We start from the raw sequence: 22,604 nt of genomic DNA, 5'->3' as shown, positions 1-22,604 counted from the left end.
GGTTAGCCATCGGGCGCGGCCGGGTCCTCCGGTTCGGTTTCGTCGGTCTCGGCCGGCGGCGCGTCCATATCGTCGGCCATGTCCGGCTCCTCGGTCATCGCGGGATCGCCGGACATCGCCGCATCCGGATCGCCGTCCATCATGTCGGGCGGCGGCGCCATCCCGGGATCGTCCATAGGATCGTCGATAACCGGATCGACAAGTTCGGGCTGCGCATCGAGGGCGCCCTCGTCCGCCGGGTCGGCGGTCTCCTGAGCGGAGCCGCATGCAGCCAGTAGGAGGCCGGCGCTCGCCGGCCAGATCAGATATCGCATGGTATATATCCTTGAAAATGCGCCGCCGGGAGATGGAGCCCGGCGGCGCGAGGGACCGCTATTCCTGCGGATCGTCAGGCTGGCCATCGCCATCCTGATCGAAAACGTCCGGCCGGCCATCGCCGTCCATGTCCCAGCTATCCGCCCGGCCATCGCCGCGCTGATCCCAGGCATCGGGCGTGCCATCGCCATCGGTGTCGATGGTCGGCTCCGGAATCGCCTGTTCTTCGGGCGGCGGTGCCTCGCCTTCCGACTGTGCGACCGCCGGGGTGGAGAGAATGGCACCGGCGAAAAGCGCGGCGCCCAACATATTGAATATACGCATGTTCAGGTCCTTACTCTGTGTCCCCGCGCCCTTAAGCATCGTGGCTTTTCCGCTACGGCATAGGGACTTGGAGACGGACGGACCGGAAAACAGGACGGGCGCGATATCGCCACCGGCCGGTCCCGCTGGCGGGTCGATCCGTCGCCGGCAGCGCTTCGCCATCACTCCGGCGATCGGCGAGATCGAAGCGGCCATGGCGATGATCCCGCTTGCGAGTCGCCCCCCTGCCCGCTTATGTCTGTGTGACCGATCACGGATCGCAGCCTGGGGACTAAGCGCGCATGAAGAAGATCGAAGCGATCATCAAACCGTTCAAGCTCGACGAGGTGAAGGAGGCGCTGCACGATGTCGGCGTGACCGGTATGACTGTGACCGAGGCAAAAGGCTTCGGCCGGCAGAAGGGCCATACCGAACTCTATCGCGGCGCCGAATATATCGTCGACTTCCTGCCCAAGGTGAAGCTTGAGGCGGTAGTCGATGACGGACTTGCCGATCGCGTCGTCGAGGCGATCCAGAATGCGGCGCAGACCGGCCGGATCGGCGACGGCAAGATTTTCGTCTCGACCATCGACCGCGCGATCCGCATCCGCACGGGCGAACAGGATTCCGACGCTGTCTAGCCGCTAGCCGGAGAACAGACCGTCAGCGCGGGTCGTAAAAGATTTCGACGCGGCGGTTCTGCGATTCGCGAACGCCATCTTCGGTGGGGACGCGCAATTGCTCTTCTCCATATGCGGAATCCGAAATCATGTCTGCCGGTATGCCATTGGTTTCGAGATAGGACCGCACCGATCCAGTCATCCGGTCGGACAGCCTTTGATTATAGTCGGCTGCCCCCGCACGATCAGTATGACCTTCCAGCCGGATGCGCGACGAGCAAAAGGAGGAAGTGTAATGCCGGACCACTTCGTCCAGCGTGGCGGCCGCATCGCTGGTAATCTCCGCACTGTCCCACTCGAAATAGACGATAACCGGCCCCGTCGGGCAGGCTGGCACGCACGCGCGCACATTTTCTGCGGTCGGCTGTCGCGCGAGCGCCGGCGCGGCGAATACCAAGGCGATGGCCGAAACAAGCGCGGACGTCCGGTAGCGAAACATATTCGGATCGGTTTTTGCAATCATCAATTGCCCCCTGTTCATGACGAAACGACAGGAGCGCGCCGTCCAAAGCGCAGACCCCCGGATCCTTAGTTACCAACATCCGTTTAGCCTTCAAGACAATAGCCAAGGCCGGCGTACCATGCGCCAGAGTATCTCCAGCATAACCACAGGTTTATGCTGCAGCGCAAAAAAGAAATTGTGCGACTGCGATTTTTGCGCAATAAAAGAAATGGGTGATTCCTAAGAGAGGAAGGCAAAATTTCATGACGACGACCGCCAAAGATATTATCAAACGCATCAAGGAAGACGAGATCGAGTGGGTCGATCTGCGCTTCACCGATCCCAAGGGCAAATGGCAGCATCTGCAGATGTGCTCGGGCGTCATGGACGAAGACGCGCTCGAGGACGGGCTGATGTTCGACGGTTCGTCGATCGCCGGCTGGAAAGCCATCAACGAGTCCGACATGATCCTGCGGCCCGATCTCGATGCCGTGTACGAGGATCCCTTTTCCGCCACACCGATGCTCGCGGTATTCTGCGACATCGTCGAGCCGGGCACGGGCGAACTTTACGGCCGCGATCCGCGTTCGACCGCGAAGCGCGCCGAAGCGTTCGTGAAGGCGTCTGGCGTCGGCGATACCGTCTATGTCGGGCCGGAAGCCGAGTTCTTCATGTTCGACGATGTCCGCTTCGAGGATGGCTACAACACCAGCTATTTCCGGATCGACGATATCGAGCTGCCGACCAATACGGGCCGCGAATATGAGATGGGCAACATGGCCCATCGCCCGCGCGCCAAGGGCGGCTATTTCCCCGTGCCGCCGGTCGACAGCGCGATGGACATCCGCGGCGAGATGGTATCGACGATGATGGAAATGGGCCTGCCGATGGACAAGCATCATCACGAAGTCGGCGCGGCGCAGCATGAGCTGGGCCTCACCTTCGGCACGCTCGTCCAGACCGCGGACCGGATGCAGGTCTATAAATATGTCGTGCAGATGGTCGCCCAGGCCTATGGCAAGACCGCGACCTTCATGCCCAAGCCGATCAAGGAAGATAACGGTTCGGGCATGCACACGCACATGTCGATCTGGGAAGGCGACAAACCGCTCTTCGCGGGCGACGGCTATGCGGGCCTATCCGACACCTGCCTCTATTACATCGGCGGCGTGATCAAACATGCGCGCGCGCTGAACGCCTTCACCAACCCGACGACGAACAGCTACAAGCGGCTCGTCCCGGGGTACGAAGCGCCGGTGCTGCTCGCCTATTCGAGCCGCAACCGTTCGGCCTCGTGCCGTATTCCCTATGGCACGGGCGACAAGGCGAAGCGCGTCGAGTTCCGTTTCCCCGATGCGACAGCGAACCCCTATCTGTGCTATTCCGCGCTGCTGATGGCCGGTCTCGACGGGATCGAGAACCGCATCCATCCGGGCGATGCGATGGACAAGAACCTCTACGACCTGCCGCCGGCCGAACTCGAAGGTGTGCCCACGGTCTGCGGCTCGCTGCGCGAAGCGCTCGAAGCGCTCGAAGAGGATCACGAGTTCCTGACAAAGGGCGACGTGTTCTCCGTCGACCAGATCGAGGGATATACCGAGCTCAAATGGGAAGAGAATGACCGCTGGGAAACGACCCCCAGCCCGGTCGAGTTCGACATGTACTATTCGGCCTGATCGCCGAAGCGATATGCGAAAAGGGCCCGGTGGCGATGCCGGGCCCTTTTTGTTTACGGCACCGTGGACGAGGCCGAGCCGGGCGACGGATCGCCGGCCGCCTGCGGCGCGCCCGCGCCGGGCACGGTCACGTTGCGCAGCAATGTCGAGGCAGTGAGATCGCCGGCGACGTTGACCGTCGTCCGGCTCATGTCGAGCAACCGGTCCACGCCCATGACGATCACCATGCCGTCGGCCGGGATGCCGAAACCGGCCGCGACACTGACGAGGATCGCGATGCTCACGCCGGGCGTACCCGGTGCGCCGATCGACGAGACGACCAGGGTGAGCGTCATCAGCACGATCTGACCGGTGTTGAGTTCGATGCCGGACATCTGCGCCAGGAAAAGGATCGCGACACTCTGATAGAGCGCGGTTCCCGCCATGTTCATTGTCGCGCCGAGCGGGGCGACGAGATTCGCGACCTCCCTGGGTACGCCGAGCTTCTTGGCCGACTGTACCGTACTGGGCATTACCGCGGTCGAACTCGAGGTCGAGAAGGCGAGCAAAAGCGTCTCCCCCGCCTGCGCGAAAAAGGCCCTGGGACCGACCCGGGCGAACAGGGCGAGCACGAACAGATAGAGCCCGAAAAGCACCAGCAGGCCGAGCAGCACGGTCCCGACATAGGCGGAGACACCGATCAGCGTGTCCAGGCCGATCCGCATCACGAGCTGCGCCATCATGCCGAACACGGCAAGCGGCGCGAGAAACATCGCCCATTTGACGATCGTCATGCAAATCGAGAGAAGCGCGTCGAGCACCGAGAGAAACGGGTCTATCCGCTCCCGCGATACCTGGGTGGCGGCGACGCCGACCAGCAACGCGAAGACGACGATCGCCATGAGGTCGCCCTGCACGACCGAAGCGGTCGGATTGTCCGGCAGGATGCCCGAGATCATTTCGGGCGCGCGGCTGAGATCGAACCCGGCCGCCTCGCCTTCGGGGACGGCAGTGGCAGCTCCGACCATACCCGCAAGACCCGACCCGGGCCGCAGCATCGTGGCCAGCGCTATGCCGATGGCGGCGGCGGCGAACGTCGTGATGATCACGAACAGGCCGAAGCGCAGCCCGATACGTTTCAAGGCCTCGCCGGAACCGCTGCCCGTCAGTCCGCCGATAATCGAAGCGAAGACCAGCGGCATCAGGACCATCGCGATCAGGCCGAGGAACAATTGGCCAGGGAGCGCGAGCCAGGCGCCGAGCCAGCGCGCGGTATCGGCGGAGACGAGCCCCGTCTCGGGGCCGAAAACGAGGCCGGTCGCGATACCGAGAATCAACGCGACGATCACCTGGGCCCATAAGCGGGTCCGTATCCAGCTGCTCATCTTGGCCGATTGCTGACCAAGTCTGATCGTCGGGAATTCCGGTAGGCTCTTGATCGGCATGGCTTTCTGTTCCTGGTTTGGCGCGGCGTCGTCCCGCCTATGCGCGCGATGTTAAACGCGCAAGACATGCGGTACGGCGATCGCGGACGATGTGCCACGACCGGGATTCGGCGCGCTTTCCGTTGAACCGCTGCGCGGCTTCCCCTATCTTCGTTGCAAAGACGAACCCAAAATCATCGAATCACAGGAGCGGACTGCCATGCACAGCTATCTCAAGCATTATATCAACGGCGAATGGGTCGAGAGCGATGGCGGGACGCGCCATGAAGTGATCAACCCGGCAACCGAAGAGCCCTGCACCGAGATCATGCTCGGCAGCGAGGCCGACACCGACAAGGCCGTCGCCGCCGCGAAGGAAGCCTTCAAGACCTTCTCGCAGACGAGCGTCGAAGAGCGAATCGCGCTGCTCGAGCGGATCGCCGAGGAATATAAGAAGCGCATCCCCGATATCGCTAACATCATGGCCGACGAGATGGGCTGCCCGATCGCTATCGGCAATGCGGCACAGGGCCCGGCAGGGCTCGGCCATATCACCAAGGCGGCCGAGGTGCTGAAGGAGTTCGAGTGGGAAGAGCAATTGGGCCCGGCGCGCGTCATCCATGAGCCGATCGGCGTCGTCGCGATGATCACGCCGTGGAACTGGCCGCTCAACCAGATCACCGCCAAGGTCGCCCCGGCGCTCGCCGCGGGCAATACGATGGTGCTGAAGCCGTCCGAGGAAACGCCGGGTTCGGCCGCGATCTTCGCCGAGATCATGGACGCCGCCGGCGTGCCCGCGGGCGTGTTCAACCTCGTCCAGGGCGACGGCCCGGGCGTCGGCACGATGCTCTCCAAGCATGAGGATGTCGACATGGTGAGCTTCACCGGCTCGACGCGCGCCGGCATCATGGTCGCCAAGAACGCGGCCGATACCGTGAAGCGCGTGCACCAGGAACTGGGCGGCAAGACGCCGAACATCGTGCTCGAAGGCGCGGACCTTTCAGAAGCCGTGCCGAACGGCCTGCAGGGCGTCATAATCAATTCGGGGCAGAGCTGCATCGCGCCCACGCGGATGCTCGTTCATGAATCGCAATATGACGAGGCCGTGCAGATCGCCAAGGGCGTGATGGAAAGCGTGCCGGTCGGCGATCCCAAGGAGATGGGCGGCCATATCGGCCCGGTCGTCAACGCTGCGCAATATGAGAAGATCCAGGGCCTCATCCAGAAAGGCATCGACGAAGGCGGCAAAGTCGAAACCGGCGGCACGGGCCGTCCGGACGGCGTCAACCAGGGCTTCTATGTGAAGCCGACAGTCTTCTCGAACGTGACGAGCGACATGACGATCGCGCGCGAGGAGATCTTCGGGCCGGTCGTGACGCTCATCAAGTACGAGAATGACGACGAGGCGGTCGAGATCGCCAACGACACCGATTACGGCCTCTCCGCCTGCGTCTACGGCCCTGCCGAGGAAGCGAAGAAATTCACCGGCAAGCTCCGCGCCGGGCTTGTCGGCGTCAACAATTGGGGGCCGATCCCCGATGCACCGTTCGGCGGCTACAAACAGTCGGGCAATGGCCGCGAGATGGGCAAATACGGCCTGCGCGAATTCATGGAAGTGAAGACGATCATCGGCGAACCGGCCTGACCGGACGCATTCGAGGCAATTGCTGGAAGGGCGGCGGGAGCGTTCTTGCCGCCCTTTTTCTTTCGTCATCCCAGCGAAAGCTGAGATCTCAGGCGGATAGGCACGGCGTTTACGGCCGGAGATTCCAGCATTCGCTGGAATGACGGTGCGCGACTAGTCGGTCGCTTCGCGTTCCTTCAGGCGCGCCGCCGCTTTCTCGGCAACCTCCCACCGCGCCTCGGCGATCGATTCCATACGGGCTGTCAGCATCGCGACGATCTCCTCGGACTCGCGGCGCGGATGGCCGCCGTCGAAGGGTGGATCGGGATCATATTCGATGCCGAGCTGGATCAGCCGCGCGAGCGGTTCGCCATAAAGTTCGGCGACCAGCGAAAGCGCCATGTCGATGCCGGCCGACACCCCGGCCCCGGTGATCCGGTTGCGATCGATCACCACCCGCTCGCTGACGGGTTCCGCGCCGAACAGCTTGAGTTGCTCGATCCAGTGCCAGTGGCTGGTCGCGCGATAGCCGTCGAGCAGCCCGGCCGCCGCCAGGACCAGCGATCCCGTGCACACCGACGTGATATATTTCGCGCCCTCCGCCTGCGCCCGCAGCCAGTCCAGCACTTCGTCGTCCTCCATCAGCGCCGCCTGACCGAAGCCGCCGGGCACGAACAGCAGATCGGCCTGCGGCGCATCGGCAAGGCTCGCGCTCGGCACGATCGTCAGACCGTTCACGTCGCGCACCGGATCGGTGGTTTTCCAGACGAGATCGATCTTGGCGTCGGGCAGCGCCGCGAACACTTCGAACGGCGCGGTGAAATCGAGCTGCGTCATGTTTGGGTAGAGAAGAATAACGATCTGCATGGAGTGTCTCCCAGCTTCGAGGAACGCCCAGGCGATCGGCCATCTTGATCCGCACTTCCCGATGGTGGCCCATCTCGAATCGCCAGTCATGCGGACGATTCGTCTATAGCATGTGCACGGCGACTAGCCCGTTCAGATATGTATCCGCAAATCCCTTCTCGTCATTCCAGCGAAAGCTGGAATCTCCGGCCGCGAACGCCCTGCCTATCCGCCTGAGATCCCAGCCTTCGCTGGAATGACGGGTATCTCCTGTTTGAACGGGATAGGCCTCGTGTTCACCTTCAATAATCCCGGCTGATCTGGATATTGCCACCCACGCGGCCGATCGTGCTGATGCTCGAGAGCAGCGACAGCCAGCGCGTGATCCGGAATTCGGTTTCGGTCGCCGAATAGCCTTGTCCGTCGCTGATCACTTCGACGAAGAAGCGCCGCGTGACGTAGAAGCCGGCAGCGACCGCCGTGCCCCGGTCCTCGGCCGGATCGGCGGGCAGGATGCGCAGGCGATCGAGGCCGATGGCGTCGCGCACCGCGTTGATCGGGTTGAGGCCGTTGCCCCCGCTCTGCAGCGATGCGACCGCGGCGCCGAGCTGGATCGCCTCGGGCGCGGAAAGATTGGTGATCGACGTGCCGAACAGCAAGCGGCTGAGCAATTCGCTTTCGGGCAGCGCCGGCGTGCTCGTGAAACTGATCTCGGGACTGTTGCCCGTGCCCGCGATATTGATCGTCGCGTCGATCCCTTCGGCATCCGCCTGTGCAACGATATCCAGCGTCGGATCGACGGGCTGGTTGCCGTAGAATTCGATGCGCCCGCGTTCGAGTTCGAAACGGCGGCCGGCGAACTGATAGGCGCCGCGCACCAGATCCATCTGGCCGAGGATCTGGAAGTTGGTCAGCGGCCCGCGCACGTCGATATCCGCGCCCCATTCGCTGTCGAGGCCCAGCCCGCGCACCATGAAACGGTTGCGCGCATTCACATCGACATCGAGCGTCCAGATGATCGGCTCGACGCGCGGATCGGGCTCGTCGAGCGGGCGATTGATCTCGATGACATTCAATTGCGGCACGACGACCTCCGGCGCCGCCTGACCGAGCATGAATTCGCCGCGCACCATCTGGAAATCGCCGCTGATCGTACCGGTGGGCCGCGCGGTATCGGTGCCGAGAGCCGTGCCTTCGGGCGCCTGCAGCTGGATGCGCAGCGGTCCGCTGACTTGTGCGGAGATATCGTCGCGGCGCAGCAGCCAAGCCTCGTCCGCCTGCAGTTCGATGTCCATGCCGAGGCCGGTGGCGAGGCCAAGATCGAAAGCCGCCCGTCCCGATATCGCGCCGCCGCCCGGCGTCGTTCCGTACAGCTCGGGAAATTCGAGGCGGGACTGGCGGAACGTCCCCGTCGTCGTCACGCCTTCGACGACCGTGCCCGTCAGCACGCTTTCGAGACGCGCATTTTCGGTCTCCAGCGCGCCGGTGATGCGCGGGGTTTCGAGCGTGCCCTTGATGTCCATCCGCGCGAGCAGCGGCCCGGACAGGCTGAACAGCTCGTTGCCCGTCAGCTGCCACAGCGTTTCCGAAGGGCCGTTATAACGCAGCTCGGCAAGGAGCGGCGCGACCGCGAGCTGATCGCCGAAATTCCCGTCGCCAGCGATCGGATCGATCCGCGACTGGAAGCGCAGGATCTCCTCGCCGTCGCTTTCCATGATCGCGCGCGTCGCGAGCCGCCGGTCCGCAAGCCGCAGGTTCACGCCAAGATTGACCGGCCGCGGCCTGAGCGCAAAGCCCTCGCGCGTCAGGCTGCGGATGCGGACTTCGGCCTCGGCGGTCGGTATGGCCTCGCCGGCGGATTGGCGATAGCCGATGGTGCCCGTCGCCATGCCGCCGAGACCGGTTTCCGGATAGAAGATGTCGACGACCGATAGCGGGATGCTGTCGAGCGTGGCTTCGACCTCAGTGACCGGTCCGCCGAAGCGCGCGGCCACGGTCGCGCCGCCGCCCGCATAGCTGATCGTGCTTTCGGGGATGACCCAGCCCTCTTCCTCCCGGCGCAGGACGAGCGGGGTAAGTGCGATCGGCTCATCGCGGAACGAGCCGCCGCCTTCGACCGTAACCAGGCCGGGCTCGATCTGCGCGACGGCCTCGAAATCGAAATTGCGGCCGCGCGCGCCGCCGACATCGAGATCGGCTTCGCCATAGCCGTTATCCAGCTCGACCGCCGCGCCGAACCGGGCGAGCGAGAGGCCGCGCCGCCGAAAGCCCGTCATTTCGAGACTGGCCTGCAGCGTTGGTTCCTCGCGCAGCGGCCGCCAGCGCAGGTCGAGCAGCGCCTGGCGCATCGTCGCATCGATCTCGCCGCCGAGCCGCGCATTCTCGGCATCGATATCGACGACGACAAGCTGTTCGCCGCCCTCCATCGACAGCTCGATATCGCCCGCGATGCCGCTGCCCTCCAGCTCAAGCGCCCCGACAATGCCGCCATCGCGGAACGTGAAACGGCCCTCGGTGCGCGTGTCTGCGACCTGCAACTCGCCGACATTTACCGACGCTGGTCCATCGGCGGGCAGCAAGAGCTGCCCCACCGAGGTGAAGGGTCCGGCCATCGAACTGCCGCTCGCCATGTATCCGTAGCCATCGGCATTGGGCGCAAGCACCGCATCGACATCGACGATGCCCGCCGCGGGAACAGGGCTTGCGAGCGCAAGCTCGACGCGCGGACGGGACGGCGACCCCGCCGCCCTTACCGTCACCGGCCCATATTGCGCCTGCTGGCCCGACCCGCTGACGACGAGCTGGCCATTGCCGTCGATATAGCCCGAGCCGCTGAACCGCAGGTCGGGCGCGCGGATATCCATGTTCGAGAAGCTGAAGCGCCCGTCCGGCCCGTAGGCGATGGCGGTATCGACGGTCGTCGCGCCGCCGGCCAGCGACTGGAAGAAACTGTTGTCGAGTGCGGGCGTCACCGCGCGGGCCTGTCCGGCGATCTGGAAGCCGCCGCCGGGCGCGGGCTGCACCTCGACGCGTGTACGGACGTCGAACACGCCGAGCCCGGGCAGCCGGAACCTGTCGATATTGCCGTCCCAGCCCGCCGCATAATCTCCGGTGGCGAGATCGTAGACGAGCGACGCCTCGCCGCGCAGCCGATCCGCGCGCAGGCGCAGATCGTCGCCGACAATCTGGTCCGACGTGATCAGCAGATTCCCGTCGAGCACGACGTTGCGGGCGATGTCGGCGAGCACATCCGGCAGGCCGGTGATCGTACTCGCGGTCGCTTCGACCGGTAGCACGAACGGCGTTTCGCCCCAGCGCCCCTCGCCCGTCACGCGCAAATTCTCGAACGCGGTCGTGTCGATCGCGGCGCGCGGCGCGGTCAGTTGATAGCGGAAGCGCGCGCCATCGAACGGGCCGTCCAGCGCCAGGTTCATGCGGACATCGGTCCCGCGCATATTGCTGACCAGCGCCGAGGGATCGAGCAGGCGGATATCGGCGGCGAACCCGTCGAATACATTGTCCGCGAGATCGACCGTGCCGCGCCCCTCGATCAACGCCGCCGCCGAGCGCATGTCGAAATCGCCGGTGAGACGGCGGTCCTCAAGAGACGCGCGCGCCGTCAGGTTGAGCTCGGGCCCGGTGAGCCGCTGGATAACGCCGGGATCGAGCAGCTCGCCCGACCGCATGACGCCCGCCAGCAGGAAGTCGCCGTCGCGCGCCTCGAGGTTGAGATCGATCGCCCGGGCATCGCCGCTGTCGATCTGCGCGCGGCCGTCCCAGCGCTGCCAGGTCCCGCTGCCGGCGATATCGACGGTCAGCGACCGTTCGATCCCCGTCAGCCCGGCGATAATGCCGTCTTCGGGCGCATAGAGCTGTACATCGAGATCGAAGACGTCGCCGTCGGGCTCCGCATCGAGGATCAGTTCCAGCCGCTCGCCACTGTCGAGCGAATTGGCGCGCGCGGCGATCTCGGCGCGGCCCGAGCGGATATTGGCGTTGGCGACGAGCGACACGTCCCGGCGCTCGCCCGCAATCGCCTCCTCGAAGCGGAACCGCTCGATCGCGAGATTGCCGAGATAGATGTCGAAATCGGGGAGCAGCGGCTGATCCTCCTCTTCGGACGGGATCAGTTCGGGCGCGCGGTGCAATATCGCGAGGTCCGACGTCAGACTGCGGATGTGCAGCTCGTTATCGAACAGGAACAGGCCCGGCTGCCAGTCGACCTCCAGCTCCGGCGCTTCGAAGAACAGGCCCTCGGGATCGTAGAGCCTGAGATCGGAGATCGTCATCCGGCCGTAGATCGATCCGTCGATCCGCCCGATCCGGACGCGCAGGCCGTTGGCCGGCTCCAGCGACTCGATCCGGTCGATGATGAAGCGCCGGCCCGGCGGCGTATCGAGCGCGAATATCGTGACGACCAGCAGCGCCAATATGCCGGCGAGGCCGAACAGCACCCAGCGCGTGATCTGCCGGCGGCGCGGGGTCGCCGAGATGAAATCGACGTCGTCGCTCGCCGTTTCGGCTGCTGCGCCAGCCATCAGAAAGCCTGGCCCAGAGAGACGTAAATCGCGATCACGGGGTCGCCGGGCTGCGGATTGATCGGCGTGCCGATGTCGAGCCGGATCGGGCCGAAGCTGCTATAGTAGCGCAGCCCCAGCCCCGCGCCGAAGCGCAGGTCGCTGAAGTCCGGATAGAGATCGGTATAGATCGCACCGGCGTCGATGAACGGCACGATCCCGAAACTGCCGAACCGGTAGCGGGCCTCGAGCGCCAGCTCGACGAGGCTGCGCCCGCCGATCGGATCGTTGTTCGTGTCGCGCGGCCCGATCGACTGGTAGCTGTAGCCGCGCACCGATCCGCCGCCGCCCGCATAGAAGCGCCGCGACGGCGCGATATTGTTGGTGGACGCGCCCGGAATCCCGCCGAGCCGGACCCGGCCGGCAATCGTCGTCGAGTCCATTAGCTGGAAATAGACGCTGCCGTCGAGCTGCACCCGCGCATAGGCAAAGGTGCCGTCCTGCAGCGACAGCTCGGGCGACACGAGGGCGGAGAGCCGGAAGCCCTGTTCGGGGTTGAGGAGATCGTTGGTCGCGTCATAACCGAGGCTGAGCGGGATGGCGCCGATCAGGAAGGTCTCGCGTTCCCTGAGGCCCGCCATGCCGACGACGTCGCGCTCGTCCGACGCGATCAGTTCGAGGCCCGCCGACCAGACCCAGTCTTTCTGCCAGAGCTGGTTCGAGATGCGCTCGAAACCGAATGTGAGGCCCGCGGTTCGCGCATCGAAGGCGCTCCGGTTCGTGTTGCCGGCGAAGAGCTGGGCGGTGAGCACCTGGTCGCGCGAAAGAAAATTGCTGCGCCGGAAGCTGAGGCTCGCAAACTGCTCGTCGGTGCCGAGGATACCGCGCACGCCGATCGCGCCTTCGGGCCGGATGAGGTTGCGATGTTCCCAGCCGACTTCGATACGCGCGCCCTCGCCCGTGCTGTAACCGATCTCGCCCGAAATCGTGCGCGGCGGCGCGGGCTCCATTTCGACGGCGATGTCGACGAGCGACGGGTCCTCGCTCTCGACCGGCGTCAACTGCACCCGCGATACGAGACCGGTCTGGATGATCGCGCGGCGTAGATCCTCGACCATGCCGGTCGAGTAGAGTTCGCCCGGCTCGAAGCGCGCGATCGTCGCGACATGATCGGCATCGAATATCTCATCCGCGCCCTCGGTGACGCGGATTTCGCCGTAATTGCGTTCCCCGCCGGTCTCGACGGGCACGGTCAGCGTGGCGACGCGATTAGCATGGTCGATAACGACTTCTTCCTCGCCGACTTCGGCGAAGGGATAGCCGCGATTGCCGAGTTCGGCCGCCAGATTGGCTTCGGCCGCGGTAACCTCTGCAGCATAGACGGGATCGTCGGCTTCGACCGGGAACTGGGCGCGCAGTTCGTCCGTGCGCTCGCCGGCGGCCGCAAGCCCGGGCAGTTCGACGCTGTCGAACCTGTAGAGCGGACCGGCATCGATCTCGAAGACGACTTCGATCTCGTCGCCGCCGGTTTCTCCAGACAGGACCGATGCGACGCCCGCATCATAATAGCCGTGCGCGCGCAGCAGCTCGTTCAGGAGGTCGCGATCGATTTCGGCGCGGCGGTTGATCTGTGCGACAACCGCCGTGTCGCCGTCATTCTCGCGGAGTACCGACAGCGCATCGAATTGCGCGCGGATTTCATCCGCCTCATCGAGAGTGTCGATCCCGCGAAGGGTTACCGAGTAGCGCTGCTCCGTATTGATCCCGACCGCATCGGCGCTGGTCGCCGCCGGCGTATCGGGGACCTGAGACATATCGGGCCAGGCGACGCCGAAATCCGCGAAGTCCGTCATCGGCGCCGAGGCGCGGAATTCGTCGGCCCCGTCGAGCGGATCGAGTTCGCGCGTCGAGAGGGAATCGACCTCTTCGGCGACCTCCTCCGCTACGTCCTGCGCGATCTCTTCGGATTGCGACTGCGCCGATACCGCATCGGGAGTTCCCAACGCGCCCAGCAGGAAAAGGGTACAGATACGCGCCCTGCCCGGAGTAATCGCGGCCGTCATTCTGCGGCTCGTAGCGCGAAACGCCACATACCGCCAATCAAAATGCGCTGAAATACGATGCCGTTATCGACGAACTCTCGCGGATTTTCGCAGCCGCGCGATCAGTGCCGCGTGGCCTCGCTTTCGCCCCGATCCATCCAGTCGACGAGCCGCTCGATCTGCCGCCACCGGCAGAAATGCACGACATTGCCCCTCTCCCGGCTGCGCGACGCGCGCGCAGCGGCTTCCAATGCCGCATACGCACCGAACTCGGCGATCAGCTCGGAAGCGTCGACCACCGCCTGCCGGTCCTGGAGATAGAAATTCTCGTACATAGAGTATCGGCCCTGCCTCGCACCCGCTCTCAGTGCGGGCATCTGTGAACCCGCGCCGATAGCCCGACAGGCTTTCAGATATTACGGAAGAATATGGTGAAGGATTGATTAGCCATGCACAGGTGACAGGCGAAAGAGGCGCTGCCATAGGAGCGCCATGCGAAACGAGGAACGCGAAAACCGGCCCGGCGGCGGCATTTTCCTGGCGATCGGGCCACTGGCCGGTCTCGGCATCGGCATGGCGCTCGGCCAGCCGACCATCGGGGTAATCGGCGGCGTTGTCGCCGGCGCGGCGGCCGCGGCCGCTCTCTGGGCGATGACGCGCTAGGCCCGGACCCTAGGCCAGCCGGCGCCCGGCCCAGACCACCCGGCCGATCACTTCCAGCGAGTCCGGATCGCAATCGGGCCAGTCGGGATAGCCGTCATTGTCGCTCTTGATCGTGAACCGCCGGTTCGCCGGATTCACCGCGATCCGCTTGACCATCAGCGCATTGTCCACGCGCAACACATAGATGCCGTCGCGCAGCCGGTCCGCGCCATCGTCGCCGCTGACGAGAATCTCGTCGCCGTCCGACAGGGTCGGTTCCATGGAATCGCCCGATACGGTGATGATCGAGAGCCGCGCCGGATCGCCGCCCGCCAGACGGCGCAGCCAGCGTTCGGGAAAGGCGATGCGCGACAGCTCTTCCTCGTCCCCCGGCAGCGCCCCCGGGCCCGCCGACGCATTCACCGCATATTGGCTGACCGCGACCATGCGGCCGACCGCGCCGTCGCCGTCGATAGGATTTTTCCTTGATCGCATGGTGTCCGGCGCGCCCAGCAGTTTTTCGTCGACACCGTAATATTCGGCAAGAATGCGCCGATCCTCCTCGGCCAGCCGCCGCGGCGTCCCGCGCTTGATAAATTGCTGTATATAGGCAGTATTTCGTCCGATCAGCCGCGAAAGTGCGGCATAATCGTCGCCGCGTTCGCGCGCCAGCCGAGCGAGTATCTGTTGCGGGCTGTCTTCATCCATATCGGGACAATAGCAATAGGAATATTCCTAGACAAGTAGGAAATACCCTTTGAGATAGGAAAACACCTACCGGCGAGTCGCCGGTGTGCACCGAGTTTCAAAGGAGAAAAGGATGAGCCTGCTGATCGAGATCGACCGTTTCCTGCGCAAGACCGACATGACCCCTACCCGCTTCGGCCGCGAGGCGGTCAACGATCCCCGTTTCGTGTTCGATATCCGCCGCGGCCGGGAGTGCGGCGCCAAGGTCCGCGCGCGGGTGCTTGCCTATATTGCGGCCCATACCCGGTCCGGTGGGCGCGCGTGAGGCGGACGGCGCTGCCCTTGGGGCTCGCGGCCCTGGTCCGCGCGCTGACGCTGCGCGCCGGGCGCAAGCCGACGGTCGAAGACATTCGCTCGCGTCCCTGGGCGAGCATCACCTTTACCGGCATGCGGCATCGCTTCGTGCTGCGCTTCGATGGCGACGGTACGGCGGACGCCGTGGCGAGGCTTTCCGACGGGCTCGATTATGCCGAGTTCGATCTCGGCCGCCATATTCTCGTCGATATCGCGATCGTCGATCGGGCGGTCGATACCGCCGGGGCACGCCTTACGCTTGAAGCGCTTATCCTCGCCGGCGATTAGCCGATCAGCGCTGTCTGGCCGTAGCCTGCTGCAGCGTTTCGAGTGCCTCGCGCAGCGCCGCGTCGCGATCGCGCGAGGGTTCGGCCTGCGGATGCGGCGTGACATTCTCGGCCTTCGGCGCGCCCGCCGCCCGCTCGCGCGCCCGTTTGCGCTCGAGGCCGGCTTCGAGGCGGTCGACGAGCCTGGCGAGTTCGGTGCGCGTGTCTTCCGGCAGTTCGAAACGGGCGGGCTCCACCGGCGCGGGGTCTTCCTCGACCGCGGCATCGCGGCTGGGGAGCGGAATCTCGAACACGGGTTCCGGCTCCGGCACGTCGAAAGCTGCGTCTGCGGATACCGGTTCGGCGACTTCGGGTTCGCTATCGGTTTCAGCGTCGGCCGGCTCGGTCTGTTCGTTTTCCGCTGCGTCCCCGTCCTCGGCGAGGACTTCGGCGACTTCGCCGAGATCGAGCGGCTCCTCGTTGGACGCTGACTCGTCCGCGTCCGTCTCCGGCGGTGCCAGATCGACGAGATCGAGCGGCGCGCCCAGATCGTCTTCGGCCATGATCGGCCGGCGATAGGGCGCGTCGGGATGCGCATCCGCCCGGCGCAGCGTGCCGGCACGAAAACCCGAGGGCTCCTCGGTCTCGCCGAACTCGGCGGCATAGTCTTCGCTGTCCGCGTCGCGCTGCTTGCGGTTCAGAATGAAGGACAGGACGAGCCAGGCGGCGCTGGTCACGATCAGCGCGGCGACGAGCGCGAAAACGATGCGCGCCCGCGCGCCGAGCGGCGGCTCGGCCGCGCCGAGGACACTCGGCAGGCCGGTTTCGAGGATAAACGCCTCGAACCAAGGATTCGGCGTCATCAGGATCAGCGCGGCGACGATCAGCCCGGAGACTGCCGAAGCGGTCGGAATCTTGGGCAACCGCCCCAGCATGTCCTTGAGCGGAGCGCCGCTCCGGATCGCATCGAGATTCACATTCATAGCCTAAACCGCCTTGCCGGTGAGTTTTTGGTAAACAGGGGCATAACGCGAAATGTTTGACGACCAGTTACGATCGCGTTCGACGAATTCGCGCGCGATTTTGCGCCGTTCGTCCCAGATCTCGCGATTGTCGAACATATCGGCGAGCGCAGCGGCGAGCGCAGCGGGATCGTCGGGCGGGAAAAGCGTGCCAGTAACCCCGTCCTCGATCAGCTCGCGATGCCCGCCCACGTCCGAGGCCGCGACGAGCCGTTTCTGCGCCATCGCCTCCAGCGGCTTGAGCGGCGTGACGAGATCGGTGAGCCGCATCTTCTTGCGCGGATAGGCGAGAATATCGATCAGCCCGTAATAACGCTCGACGGCGTCATGCGGCACGCGGCCGGTAAACTGGATATGATCGGCGACGTCCGACTGCGCGGCCTGTTCGCGCAGCGCGGCGTCCATCGGGCCGCCGCCGACGAGCAGCAGATGCGCATCGGGCCGCGCCATCACGAGGCGCGGCATTGCCGCGATCAGATCGTCCAACCCCTCATAATCGTAGAAACTGCCGACAAAGCCGACGACTTCCTTGCCTTCCAGCCCCAGCGATCGGGCAAGCGCGGTATCGGCGGGAGCCGGATCGCCGAACAGCGCCATGTCGACTCCGTTGGGCGCCACCATGATCTTGTCGCCATCGACGCCGCGCCGGATAAGGTCCTGCCGCAGCCCTTCGCAAATGACCGCGACCGCGTCCGCCTGATTGGCGGCATGGGTTTCAAGCATGCGCGTCAACCAATAGCGCGCCGAATTGACCCGGCCCGTGCCGTTGCCGACGGCGGCGTCTTCCCAGAAGGCGCGAATTTCGTAGATCAGCGGCAACTGCCTGCGCCGCGCGACGCGCAGCGCGGCCATGGCGTTCAGCACCGGCGAATGGACGTGGAGCTGGTCCGGCTGCCATTCCTGCACCACTTCGTCGATTCGATCTGCGAGCAGCGCGATCTCGCGCCATTCGCGCATCGGCGTCGTCATCGTTTCGGGCGCCTTGGTGCGGTAGAAGGTTAGCCCGTCGACGGTCTCGACATCCGGCCCGTCATGCGTGTGCCGCGAACCGGTAACGCCGGCGACCTCCCAGCCATTGGCCAGCTGCGCCTTCAGGATAGCGCGCGTGCGAAAACTGTAGCCGCTGTGCAGCGGCATCGAGTGATCGAGGATATGCAAGATCCGCATGGGAGAGCGCTTGCCACAAACTGCTTAACGCGCCGTCAACCGCGGTTGTTCTATCAAGAAAAACCAAAATCTGCTGGAGAGCTTAACATGAAGAAACTCGCTCTGCTCGCCGCCTGCCTGACGCTGTCGGCCGTCGCCATCGCCCAGCGTCCGGCGCCGTTCGTCGTCGCCGAAACCGGACAGGGCTTTGCGCGGCTCAGCGACGCGGTACGGGCAATCGGGGGTGGTTCGGGCACGATCCAGATCGCGCCCGGCCGCTATCGCGACTGCGCGGTGCAGGAATCGGGCAGCATCGCCTTCGTTGCGGCGGAAGCGGGCACGGTCGTGTTCGACGGCGGCGCCTGCGAAGGGAAAGCGACGCTCGTCCTGCGCGGGCGCAGCGCCTCGGTGGACGGGATCACCTTCGCCAATATCAGCGTGCCGGACGGCAATGGCGCCGGCATCCGCATCGAAGAGGGCGATCTCGAGGTCACCCAGACGCTGTTCACCGATTCCCAGAGCGGTATCCTCTCGGCGAACGATCCGTCCTCGACGATCCGCATCGATCATTCGACCTTCCGCCGGCTGGGGCGGCGGCCGGATGGGGACGGCGCGCACTCGCTCTATATCGGCTATTACGGTGAGCTGATCGTGACCAATTCCCGCTTCGAACAGGGGCAGGAGGCGCATTATCTCAAGAGCCGCGCGCCCGTCGTCCAGATCCTCAACAACAGTTTCGACGACAGCCGTGGCCGGCAGACCAACTATCACATCGATCTTTCGGTCGGCGGCAGCGGACGGATCGCGGGCAACACCTTCGTGCAGGGCGCGGACAAGGAAAATTACAGCACGATCATCGCCGTCTCGCCCGAAGGCACGGATCACAGCACGCGCAATCTCGTCGTCGAGAACAACCGGGCCTGGGTGGCGCCGGGCTTTCGCTGGGATACCGTGTTCGTGCGCGACTGGGGCGGCGAAGGGATGACCGTGCGCAACAACGATCTGGGCGAACAGATCGGCGAATTCGCGCGGCAATAGCGTTTAGCCGCGCAGCTTCGATCCGAGCTGCTGCGCCAGATATTCGAGATTGGCAATGCGGCGCATGACCGCACTGTCGCCGATCTCGCCGACCCGAAAAAAGCGCCGCATGATCGGATAGTCGAGATCGATGACCCGGCGCAGATAGTCGTCGCTTTCCAGCCCGCCATGCTCGTCGCCCATCGGCCGGAACCGGCGCTGGATCGCATAGCTCTTCTGGCGCAGCGCAATGGGCCGGCGCCGGGTCGACCATTCGCTCAAACGATGGCGGAGGCCGGGCGGGCCGGAAAAATCATGGCCGTAGCAGGAGGGCATTGCCGCCAGTTCCGGATCGATCGCGGCGAGCAAGGCCGCCTCGAACCGGCCGGCATTCTTGAGCGCCAGCGGCAGGGTCAGTGCCTGCGCGGCGACCGGCTGTTCGAGAAACGGCATCAGATAGGTGCCCTGCCGCGCCTCCAGGCTGATCTCGTGCCCGAACAGCGAGCGGCAGCGCACGGCCGGATAAATTCGTTCAATGGCTGCGCGCGGCAACGCGCCGCGATCACCGTCGCGCCCGATGCCGTGCAGCATCTTGTCTTCGATGCCGCGCAGAAACGCCGTTTCGTCGAAGGCGTCGGTGACGTCGCGAAGACTGTACCGCGCGTAAAAGGCGCGCGCGACATCGGCCGCGGTGAAGCGACCGTCCGGCAGGAAGAAGAAGTTGCGGAACACCTCGCCGCAACCGCCTGAGACCGAGAGCGCGCCGTCCGTATGGCGCTTTTGGCGCGCGTAATAATCGGCGCCGTTGTCGAAGATGCTGCCGAAATTGGGCAGTCCGTCATGGTCGTGAAAATTGCGCGCGACCTGGGCGGGAAACGCATCGAGCGAGATCTCGCGATACAGATCCTTGTCCAGCACATCGACCTCGGTGCCGAGCGCCGCGCAGATGTCGCGCGCAACCCGGACGTCGCATTCGCCTTCCGCGCCGTAGCAGAAGATCGACGGCAGGCAGTCCTGCTCCCGCAAGAGCGCAAGCACCAACCGGGAATCGAGCCCGCCCGACAGCGGGCAGAAGATGCGCTCGCCGAAATGCGCGACCCAAGGACGCACAACCTGCGCGAGCGCTGCATGCTGCGCCTCGATATGCGTGCCGGCGTCGCGCGCACCGAACTCGTCCGCCATCGGTTTTTCGACCGCGTGAGACACCGCGCCCTGCTCAGTAAGCTCAATCGCCTCGAACGGCCCGAGCCGCTTTAGCTCTTCAAAGACTGTATCGTCTCCGATCGGCATGACATTGAAAACATGCTCGTACACGCCCTGCGGATGGAAGCTGAGCTGGGGCAGGCCCGACATCGCGGCGAGCAGCGATGTCGAGAAAATCCGCCGATCCGCATCATGATAGATTTCGAATGCGGCGAACGAGTCGGTGAAGAGGAACGTCCGCCCGCCCTTGTGCAGCAGCATGACGAACTGGCCGCCGATCCCACTCCAGTCGATCGCCACCGGATCGAGGCTCTCGAGCGCGGTTTCGAGCGCCGCTTTGCCGATCTTGCCATCGAAGCTGAAACTGCCAGCGTATCCGATGAAATCTTCGTCGATTTGGAGGAAATTGTCCGGCCCGCCCTGGATATAGGGCGCATGGAGCAGCCGCCAGCCGGGTATCGCCAGCTCCTCCATCGCCCCGAAGCCCTGCCGCGCAAATTCGGCGCGCGCATCGGCGATCGCCGGCCCGGCGAAGCTCTCATCGTCATTCCGGACCAGAAAAAGCGCGGTCATGCGGTGCCCTTAGCGCAGGATATTTAAGATATTACGCATTAGGCTTAATACATCCTCAACTCCGCATGGCTAAGCCTTCAAGCGCCATGATGGAGGGCTTGCGCCTGCGATGATCGATAAGTTCGCGCTCTTGGTGACGCACGGGCTCATGCTGCTTGCGGCATGGCGTCTGTTGTCGCGCCCGGACCTCGACGACGATCTGGCAGACAGCGCGCCTAAGCCCAAAAATCTCGATCCGAAGGCTCAGCGGCCATGACCGATCTCGCCTTTGCCGGTTTCCTTGCCGCGATGCTCGTGCTCGGCCTGCGCCGCCCCTTCATCTGGGTGCTCGCCTATGCCTATGTCGATATCGTCTCACCGCACGATCTCTCCTATTATATTTTCGACGATATCCCGCTGTCGCTCATCGTCGCGCTGCTCGCGATTACGGGCTGGGTGATTTTCGAGAAGGACAAGTCGTTCCAGATCAGCACGACGCAATGGCTGATCGGCATGCTCGGCCTGTGGTGCGGATTTACGACGCTCTATGCCGAGTTTCCGGTCGAGGCGCAGTTCAAATGGGACTGGGTCTGGAAGGGCATGATCTGGGCGATGTTCCTGCCCTTCGTGCTGAAAACGCGGCTGCGCATCGAGGCCTATGTCCTGTTTATGGTATTGGGCCCCGCACTCATCATCATCGCCGGCGGCATCAAGACGATATTGTCCGGCGGGGGCTACGGTTCGCTCGCCATGCTGGTCGATTCCAACAGCGGAATCTACGAAAGCAGCACGGCGGCGACCCTCGCGATCGCGATCATCCCGCTCATCCTCTGGCTCGGCCGGTTCAATACCATTTTTCCGCAGGACTGGAAGGTGAAGCTCTTTGCCGGCTGCCTCGTCTTCGCCTGCCTGCTGATCCCGGTCGGCACGGAAGCGCGGACGGGGCTCGTCTGTATCGTCGTGCTCGCCGCACTGATGCTGCGGGACAACAGGCGGCGGCTGCTCTTTATCGGACTGGCCGGTTTCGGCGCCATCGTGTCCCTCCCTTTCCTGCCGCAAAGCTTCTCGGACCGGATGGGGACAATCTCCACCTATCAGGCGGATATGTCCGCGATGACGCGGATCGCCGTGTGGCGCTGGACGCTCGAATATGTGAGCGAGCATCCCACGGGTGGCGGCTTCGGCATCTATCATGGCAACAATATCCAGTACACGACGACCGAAACGCTCGAATCCGCGGGCGCGACATCGGTGCAGCAGCGCGTCGTCGTCGATCGCGGCCGCGCCTATCATTCCGCTTATTTCGAAGTGCTGGCGGAACAGGGCTGGCTCGGCCTCGCGCTCTGGCTCGCGCTGCACGGCGTCGGGATACTCCGCATGGAAATCGTGCGCCGCCGATACCGCAAGGAGCGCGCGCCACCGGGTTATGAATGGGTGTCGCCGCTCGCCACCGCGCTCCAGCATTGTCAGATCATCTATCTGATCGGCGCCCTGTTTATCGCGATCGCGTTCCAGCCCTTCCCGCTGATGCTGCTTGCCGTGCAGGCCAGCCTCGACATGTATCTGGCGCGCGTCAGAAAGCGCGAGGGCTTCAAGCCGATTGCCGAGACTCTCAAGGAACCGGGCACGCCGCGCATGGGCAAGCCCCTGCCGGGGAGCCTGACATGAAGGTGAAACCCGATCTTGCGGCGCTGACCGCATTGCGCGGTATCGCGGCTTGGTATGTCGTGCTCTACCATGTTCGGATATCGGCGACCGACCTGTTGCCGCCCGCGGCGATAGAGATATTCGCCAAGGGCTATCTGGCGGTGGATTTCTTCTTCCTGCTGTCGGGGTTCGTGATCTGGCTCAGCTATCGCGACCGGAT

The 22,604-nt window shown here is 64.5% G+C and carries 22 protein-coding genes and 1 riboswitch; of the genes, 10 read left to right on the top strand and 12 right to left on the bottom strand.

The genetic code is table 11. The annotated features are described in order from the left end of the window. Positions 1 to 2: 2 nt before the first annotated feature. Together ACTS1Z_RS02810 and ACTS1Z_RS02805 are read right to left on the bottom strand one after the other, a co-directional pair. Positions 3 to 314 (bottom strand): hypothetical protein, encoded by a 312-nt coding sequence (locus ACTS1Z_RS02810; RefSeq protein WP_442622919.1) that lies wholly within the window; start codon positions 312 to 314, stop codon positions 3 to 5. 58 nt (positions 315 to 372) lie between these two features. Then, the gene (locus ACTS1Z_RS02805) at positions 373 to 639 is read right to left on the bottom strand and encodes a hypothetical protein (protein WP_442622918.1); all 267 of its coding nucleotides are present in this window, start codon (positions 637 to 639) and stop codon (positions 373 to 375) included. 281 nt (positions 640 to 920) lie between these two features. On the opposite strand from ACTS1Z_RS02805, the gene ACTS1Z_RS02800 reads away from it, so the two are divergent. Further along, the gene (locus ACTS1Z_RS02800; protein ID WP_299323591.1) at positions 921 to 1,259 is read left to right on the top strand and encodes a P-II family nitrogen regulator; all 339 of its coding nucleotides are present in this window, start codon (positions 921 to 923) and stop codon (positions 1,257 to 1,259) included. Positions 1,260 to 1,281: 22 nt separating this feature from the next. Here ACTS1Z_RS02800 and ACTS1Z_RS02795 read toward each other — a convergent pair whose 3' ends face one another. Then, positions 1,282 to 1,761 carry an OmpA family protein gene (locus tag ACTS1Z_RS02795; protein ID WP_442622917.1) on the bottom strand — a complete coding sequence of 160 codons (480 nt, stop codon included), beginning with the start codon at positions 1,759 to 1,761 and terminating at the stop codon, positions 1,282 to 1,284. A gap of 242 nt (positions 1,762 to 2,003) precedes the next feature. Here ACTS1Z_RS02795 and glnA point away from each other — a divergent pair, with 242 nt between their 5' ends. Next, entirely contained in the window at positions 2,004 to 3,416 is a 1,413-nt protein-coding gene (gene glnA, locus ACTS1Z_RS02790) for a type I glutamate--ammonia ligase (RefSeq protein ID WP_442622916.1), read from the top strand. 53 nt (positions 3,417 to 3,469) lie between these two features. Here the strand turns inward: glnA and ACTS1Z_RS02785 are convergent, their stop codons facing one another. Beyond that, positions 3,470 to 4,840, bottom strand: coding sequence for a dicarboxylate/amino acid:cation symporter (locus ACTS1Z_RS02785; protein ID WP_442622915.1), 1,371 nt, complete (start codon positions 4,838 to 4,840; stop codon positions 3,470 to 3,472). 199 nt (positions 4,841 to 5,039) lie between these two features. Here ACTS1Z_RS02785 and ACTS1Z_RS02780 point away from each other — a divergent pair, with 199 nt between their 5' ends. Continuing rightward, the gene (locus tag ACTS1Z_RS02780; RefSeq protein ID WP_442622914.1) at positions 5,040 to 6,464 is read left to right on the top strand and encodes an aldehyde dehydrogenase family protein; all 1,425 of its coding nucleotides are present in this window, start codon (positions 5,040 to 5,042) and stop codon (positions 6,462 to 6,464) included. Positions 6,465 to 6,617: 153 nt separating this feature from the next. On the opposite strand, the gene ACTS1Z_RS02775 is transcribed toward ACTS1Z_RS02780, so the two are convergent. The 4 genes from ACTS1Z_RS02775 to ACTS1Z_RS02760 all read right to left on the bottom strand — a co-directional run bounded on the left by ACTS1Z_RS02775 (position 6,618) and on the right by ACTS1Z_RS02760 (position 14,183). Next, positions 6,618 to 7,310 carry a DJ-1/PfpI family protein gene (locus ACTS1Z_RS02775; protein WP_442622913.1) on the bottom strand — a complete coding sequence of 231 codons (693 nt, stop codon included), beginning with the start codon at positions 7,308 to 7,310 and terminating at the stop codon, positions 6,618 to 6,620. A gap of 18 nt (positions 7,311 to 7,328) precedes the next feature. Next, a riboswitch (ZMP/ZTP riboswitch) is annotated at positions 7,329 to 7,410 on the bottom strand. Positions 7,411 to 7,591: 181 nt separating this feature from the next. Beyond that, entirely contained in the window at positions 7,592 to 11,827 is a 4,236-nt protein-coding gene (locus ACTS1Z_RS02770; protein WP_442622912.1) for a translocation/assembly module TamB domain-containing protein, read from the bottom strand. Continuing rightward, positions 11,827 to 13,869 (bottom strand): autotransporter assembly complex protein TamA, encoded by a 2,043-nt coding sequence (locus ACTS1Z_RS02765; protein WP_442622911.1) that lies wholly within the window; start codon positions 13,867 to 13,869, stop codon positions 11,827 to 11,829. The genes ACTS1Z_RS02770 and ACTS1Z_RS02765 overlap by 1 nt, the downstream gene beginning before the upstream one ends. Positions 13,870 to 13,970: 101 nt before the next feature. Further along, positions 13,971 to 14,183: a hypothetical protein gene (locus ACTS1Z_RS02760; RefSeq protein ID WP_442622910.1), complete on the bottom strand. Its 213-nt coding sequence runs from the start codon at positions 14,181 to 14,183 to the stop codon at positions 13,971 to 13,973. 157 nt (positions 14,184 to 14,340) lie between these two features. Between ACTS1Z_RS02760 and ACTS1Z_RS02755 the strand changes: the two genes are divergently transcribed. Continuing rightward, positions 14,341 to 14,511, top strand: a complete 171-nt coding sequence (locus tag ACTS1Z_RS02755; RefSeq protein ID WP_442622909.1) for a hypothetical protein — start codon at positions 14,341 to 14,343, stop codon at positions 14,509 to 14,511. Positions 14,512 to 14,520: 9 nt separating this feature from the next. Here the strand turns inward: ACTS1Z_RS02755 and ACTS1Z_RS02750 are convergent, their stop codons facing one another. Continuing rightward, complete coding sequence (locus tag ACTS1Z_RS02750; protein WP_442622908.1) at positions 14,521 to 15,198, bottom strand: S24 family peptidase; 678 nt, start codon at positions 15,196 to 15,198, stop codon at positions 14,521 to 14,523. A 112-nt stretch (positions 15,199 to 15,310) separates the two neighbouring features. Here ACTS1Z_RS02750 and ACTS1Z_RS02745 point away from each other — a divergent pair, with 112 nt between their 5' ends. Beyond that, on the top strand, positions 15,311 to 15,502 hold the full coding sequence (locus ACTS1Z_RS02745; protein WP_442622907.1) for a hypothetical protein: 192 nt from the start codon (positions 15,311 to 15,313) through the stop codon (positions 15,500 to 15,502). 17 nt (positions 15,503 to 15,519) lie between these two features. After that, positions 15,520 to 15,819 carry a hypothetical protein gene (locus tag ACTS1Z_RS02740; protein ID WP_442622906.1) on the top strand — a complete coding sequence of 100 codons (300 nt, stop codon included), beginning with the start codon at positions 15,520 to 15,522 and terminating at the stop codon, positions 15,817 to 15,819. 4 nt (positions 15,820 to 15,823) lie between these two features. Here the strand turns inward: ACTS1Z_RS02740 and ACTS1Z_RS02735 are convergent, their stop codons facing one another. Next, a complete protein-coding gene (locus tag ACTS1Z_RS02735) occupies positions 15,824 to 16,780 on the bottom strand; it encodes a hypothetical protein (protein WP_442622905.1) in 957 nt (318 codons plus the stop codon). Between the two features lie 3 nt (positions 16,781 to 16,783). Next, on the bottom strand, positions 16,784 to 17,986 hold the full coding sequence (locus tag ACTS1Z_RS02730) for a TIGR04063 family PEP-CTERM/XrtA system glycosyltransferase (protein ID WP_442622904.1): 1,203 nt from the start codon (positions 17,984 to 17,986) through the stop codon (positions 16,784 to 16,786). 87 nt (positions 17,987 to 18,073) lie between these two features. Here ACTS1Z_RS02730 and ACTS1Z_RS02725 point away from each other — a divergent pair, with 87 nt between their 5' ends. After that, positions 18,074 to 19,003, top strand: coding sequence for a right-handed parallel beta-helix repeat-containing protein (locus ACTS1Z_RS02725; RefSeq protein WP_442622903.1), 930 nt, complete (start codon positions 18,074 to 18,076; stop codon positions 19,001 to 19,003). Positions 19,004 to 19,006: 3 nt separating this feature from the next. On the opposite strand, the gene ACTS1Z_RS02720 is transcribed toward ACTS1Z_RS02725, so the two are convergent. Then, entirely contained in the window at positions 19,007 to 20,758 is a 1,752-nt protein-coding gene (locus tag ACTS1Z_RS02720) for a hypothetical protein (RefSeq protein WP_442622902.1), read from the bottom strand. A 109-nt stretch (positions 20,759 to 20,867) separates the two neighbouring features. Between ACTS1Z_RS02720 and ACTS1Z_RS02715 the strand changes: the two genes are divergently transcribed. The 3 genes from ACTS1Z_RS02715 to ACTS1Z_RS02705 all read left to right on the top strand — a co-directional run. Continuing rightward, positions 20,868 to 21,014, top strand: coding sequence for a hypothetical protein (locus tag ACTS1Z_RS02715; protein ID WP_442622901.1), 147 nt, complete (start codon positions 20,868 to 20,870; stop codon positions 21,012 to 21,014). Beyond that, a complete protein-coding gene (locus ACTS1Z_RS02710) occupies positions 21,011 to 22,405 on the top strand; it encodes a putative O-glycosylation ligase, exosortase A system-associated (RefSeq protein ID WP_442622900.1) in 1,395 nt (464 codons plus the stop codon). Before ACTS1Z_RS02715 ends, ACTS1Z_RS02710 begins: the two co-directional genes overlap by 4 nt. Further along, positions 22,402 to 22,604, top strand: a 203-nt coding sequence (locus tag ACTS1Z_RS02705) for an acyltransferase family protein (protein ID WP_442622899.1), incomplete at its 3' end; no start/stop codon positions are given. The genes ACTS1Z_RS02710 and ACTS1Z_RS02705, both read left to right, overlap by 4 nt.

Origin of the sequence: Parasphingopyxis sp., from assembly GCF_052168295.1 — a bacterium.
Classification (GTDB): domain Bacteria; phylum Pseudomonadota; class Alphaproteobacteria; order Sphingomonadales; family Sphingomonadaceae; genus Parasphingopyxis.
This window is presented reverse-complemented; position numbering and strand designations above follow the sequence as displayed.

Bases quoted from the DNA above. Each gene is read 5' to 3' on its own strand.
- ACTS1Z_RS02780 (WP_442622914.1), top strand. From the start codon at position 5,040: ATGCACAGCTATCTCAAGCATTATATCAACGGCGAATGGGTCGAGAGC.
- ACTS1Z_RS02710 (WP_442622900.1), top strand. From the start codon at position 21,011: ATGACCGATCTCGCCTTTGCCGGTTTCCTTGCCGCGATGCTCGTGCTC.
- ACTS1Z_RS02735 (WP_442622905.1), bottom strand. From the start codon at position 16,780: ATGAATGTGAATCTCGATGCGATCCGGAGCGGCGCTCCGCTCAAGGAC.
- ACTS1Z_RS02715 (WP_442622901.1), top strand. From the start codon at position 20,868: ATGATCGATAAGTTCGCGCTCTTGGTGACGCACGGGCTCATGCTGCTT.
- ACTS1Z_RS02805 (WP_442622918.1), bottom strand. From the start codon at position 639: ATGCGTATATTCAATATGTTGGGCGCCGCGCTTTTCGCCGGTGCCATT.
- ACTS1Z_RS02750 (WP_442622908.1), bottom strand. From the start codon at position 15,198: ATGGATGAAGACAGCCCGCAACAGATACTCGCTCGGCTGGCGCGCGAA.
- ACTS1Z_RS02755 (WP_442622909.1), top strand. From the start codon at position 14,341: ATGCGAAACGAGGAACGCGAAAACCGGCCCGGCGGCGGCATTTTCCTG.
- ACTS1Z_RS02765 (WP_442622911.1), bottom strand. From the start codon at position 13,869: ATGACGGCCGCGATTACTCCGGGCAGGGCGCGTATCTGTACCCTTTTC.
- ACTS1Z_RS02800 (WP_299323591.1), top strand. From the start codon at position 921: ATGAAGAAGATCGAAGCGATCATCAAACCGTTCAAGCTCGACGAGGTG.
- ACTS1Z_RS02810 (WP_442622919.1), bottom strand. From the start codon at position 314: ATGCGATATCTGATCTGGCCGGCGAGCGCCGGCCTCCTACTGGCTGCA.
- ACTS1Z_RS02760 (WP_442622910.1), bottom strand. From the start codon at position 14,183: ATGTACGAGAATTTCTATCTCCAGGACCGGCAGGCGGTGGTCGACGCT.
- ACTS1Z_RS02795 (WP_442622917.1), bottom strand. From the start codon at position 1,761: ATGATTGCAAAAACCGATCCGAATATGTTTCGCTACCGGACGTCCGCG.
- ACTS1Z_RS02720 (WP_442622902.1), bottom strand. From the start codon at position 20,758: ATGACCGCGCTTTTTCTGGTCCGGAATGACGATGAGAGCTTCGCCGGG.
- ACTS1Z_RS02785 (WP_442622915.1), bottom strand. From the start codon at position 4,840: ATGCCGATCAAGAGCCTACCGGAATTCCCGACGATCAGACTTGGTCAG.
- ACTS1Z_RS02745 (WP_442622907.1), top strand. From the start codon at position 15,311: ATGAGCCTGCTGATCGAGATCGACCGTTTCCTGCGCAAGACCGACATG.
- ACTS1Z_RS02725 (WP_442622903.1), top strand. From the start codon at position 18,074: ATGAAGAAACTCGCTCTGCTCGCCGCCTGCCTGACGCTGTCGGCCGTC.
- ACTS1Z_RS02730 (WP_442622904.1), bottom strand. From the start codon at position 17,986: ATGCGGATCTTGCATATCCTCGATCACTCGATGCCGCTGCACAGCGGC.
- ACTS1Z_RS02770 (WP_442622912.1), bottom strand. From the start codon at position 11,827: ATGGCTGGCGCAGCAGCCGAAACGGCGAGCGACGACGTCGATTTCATC.
- ACTS1Z_RS02775 (WP_442622913.1), bottom strand. From the start codon at position 7,310: ATGCAGATCGTTATTCTTCTCTACCCAAACATGACGCAGCTCGATTTC.
- glnA (WP_442622916.1), top strand. From the start codon at position 2,004: ATGACGACGACCGCCAAAGATATTATCAAACGCATCAAGGAAGACGAG.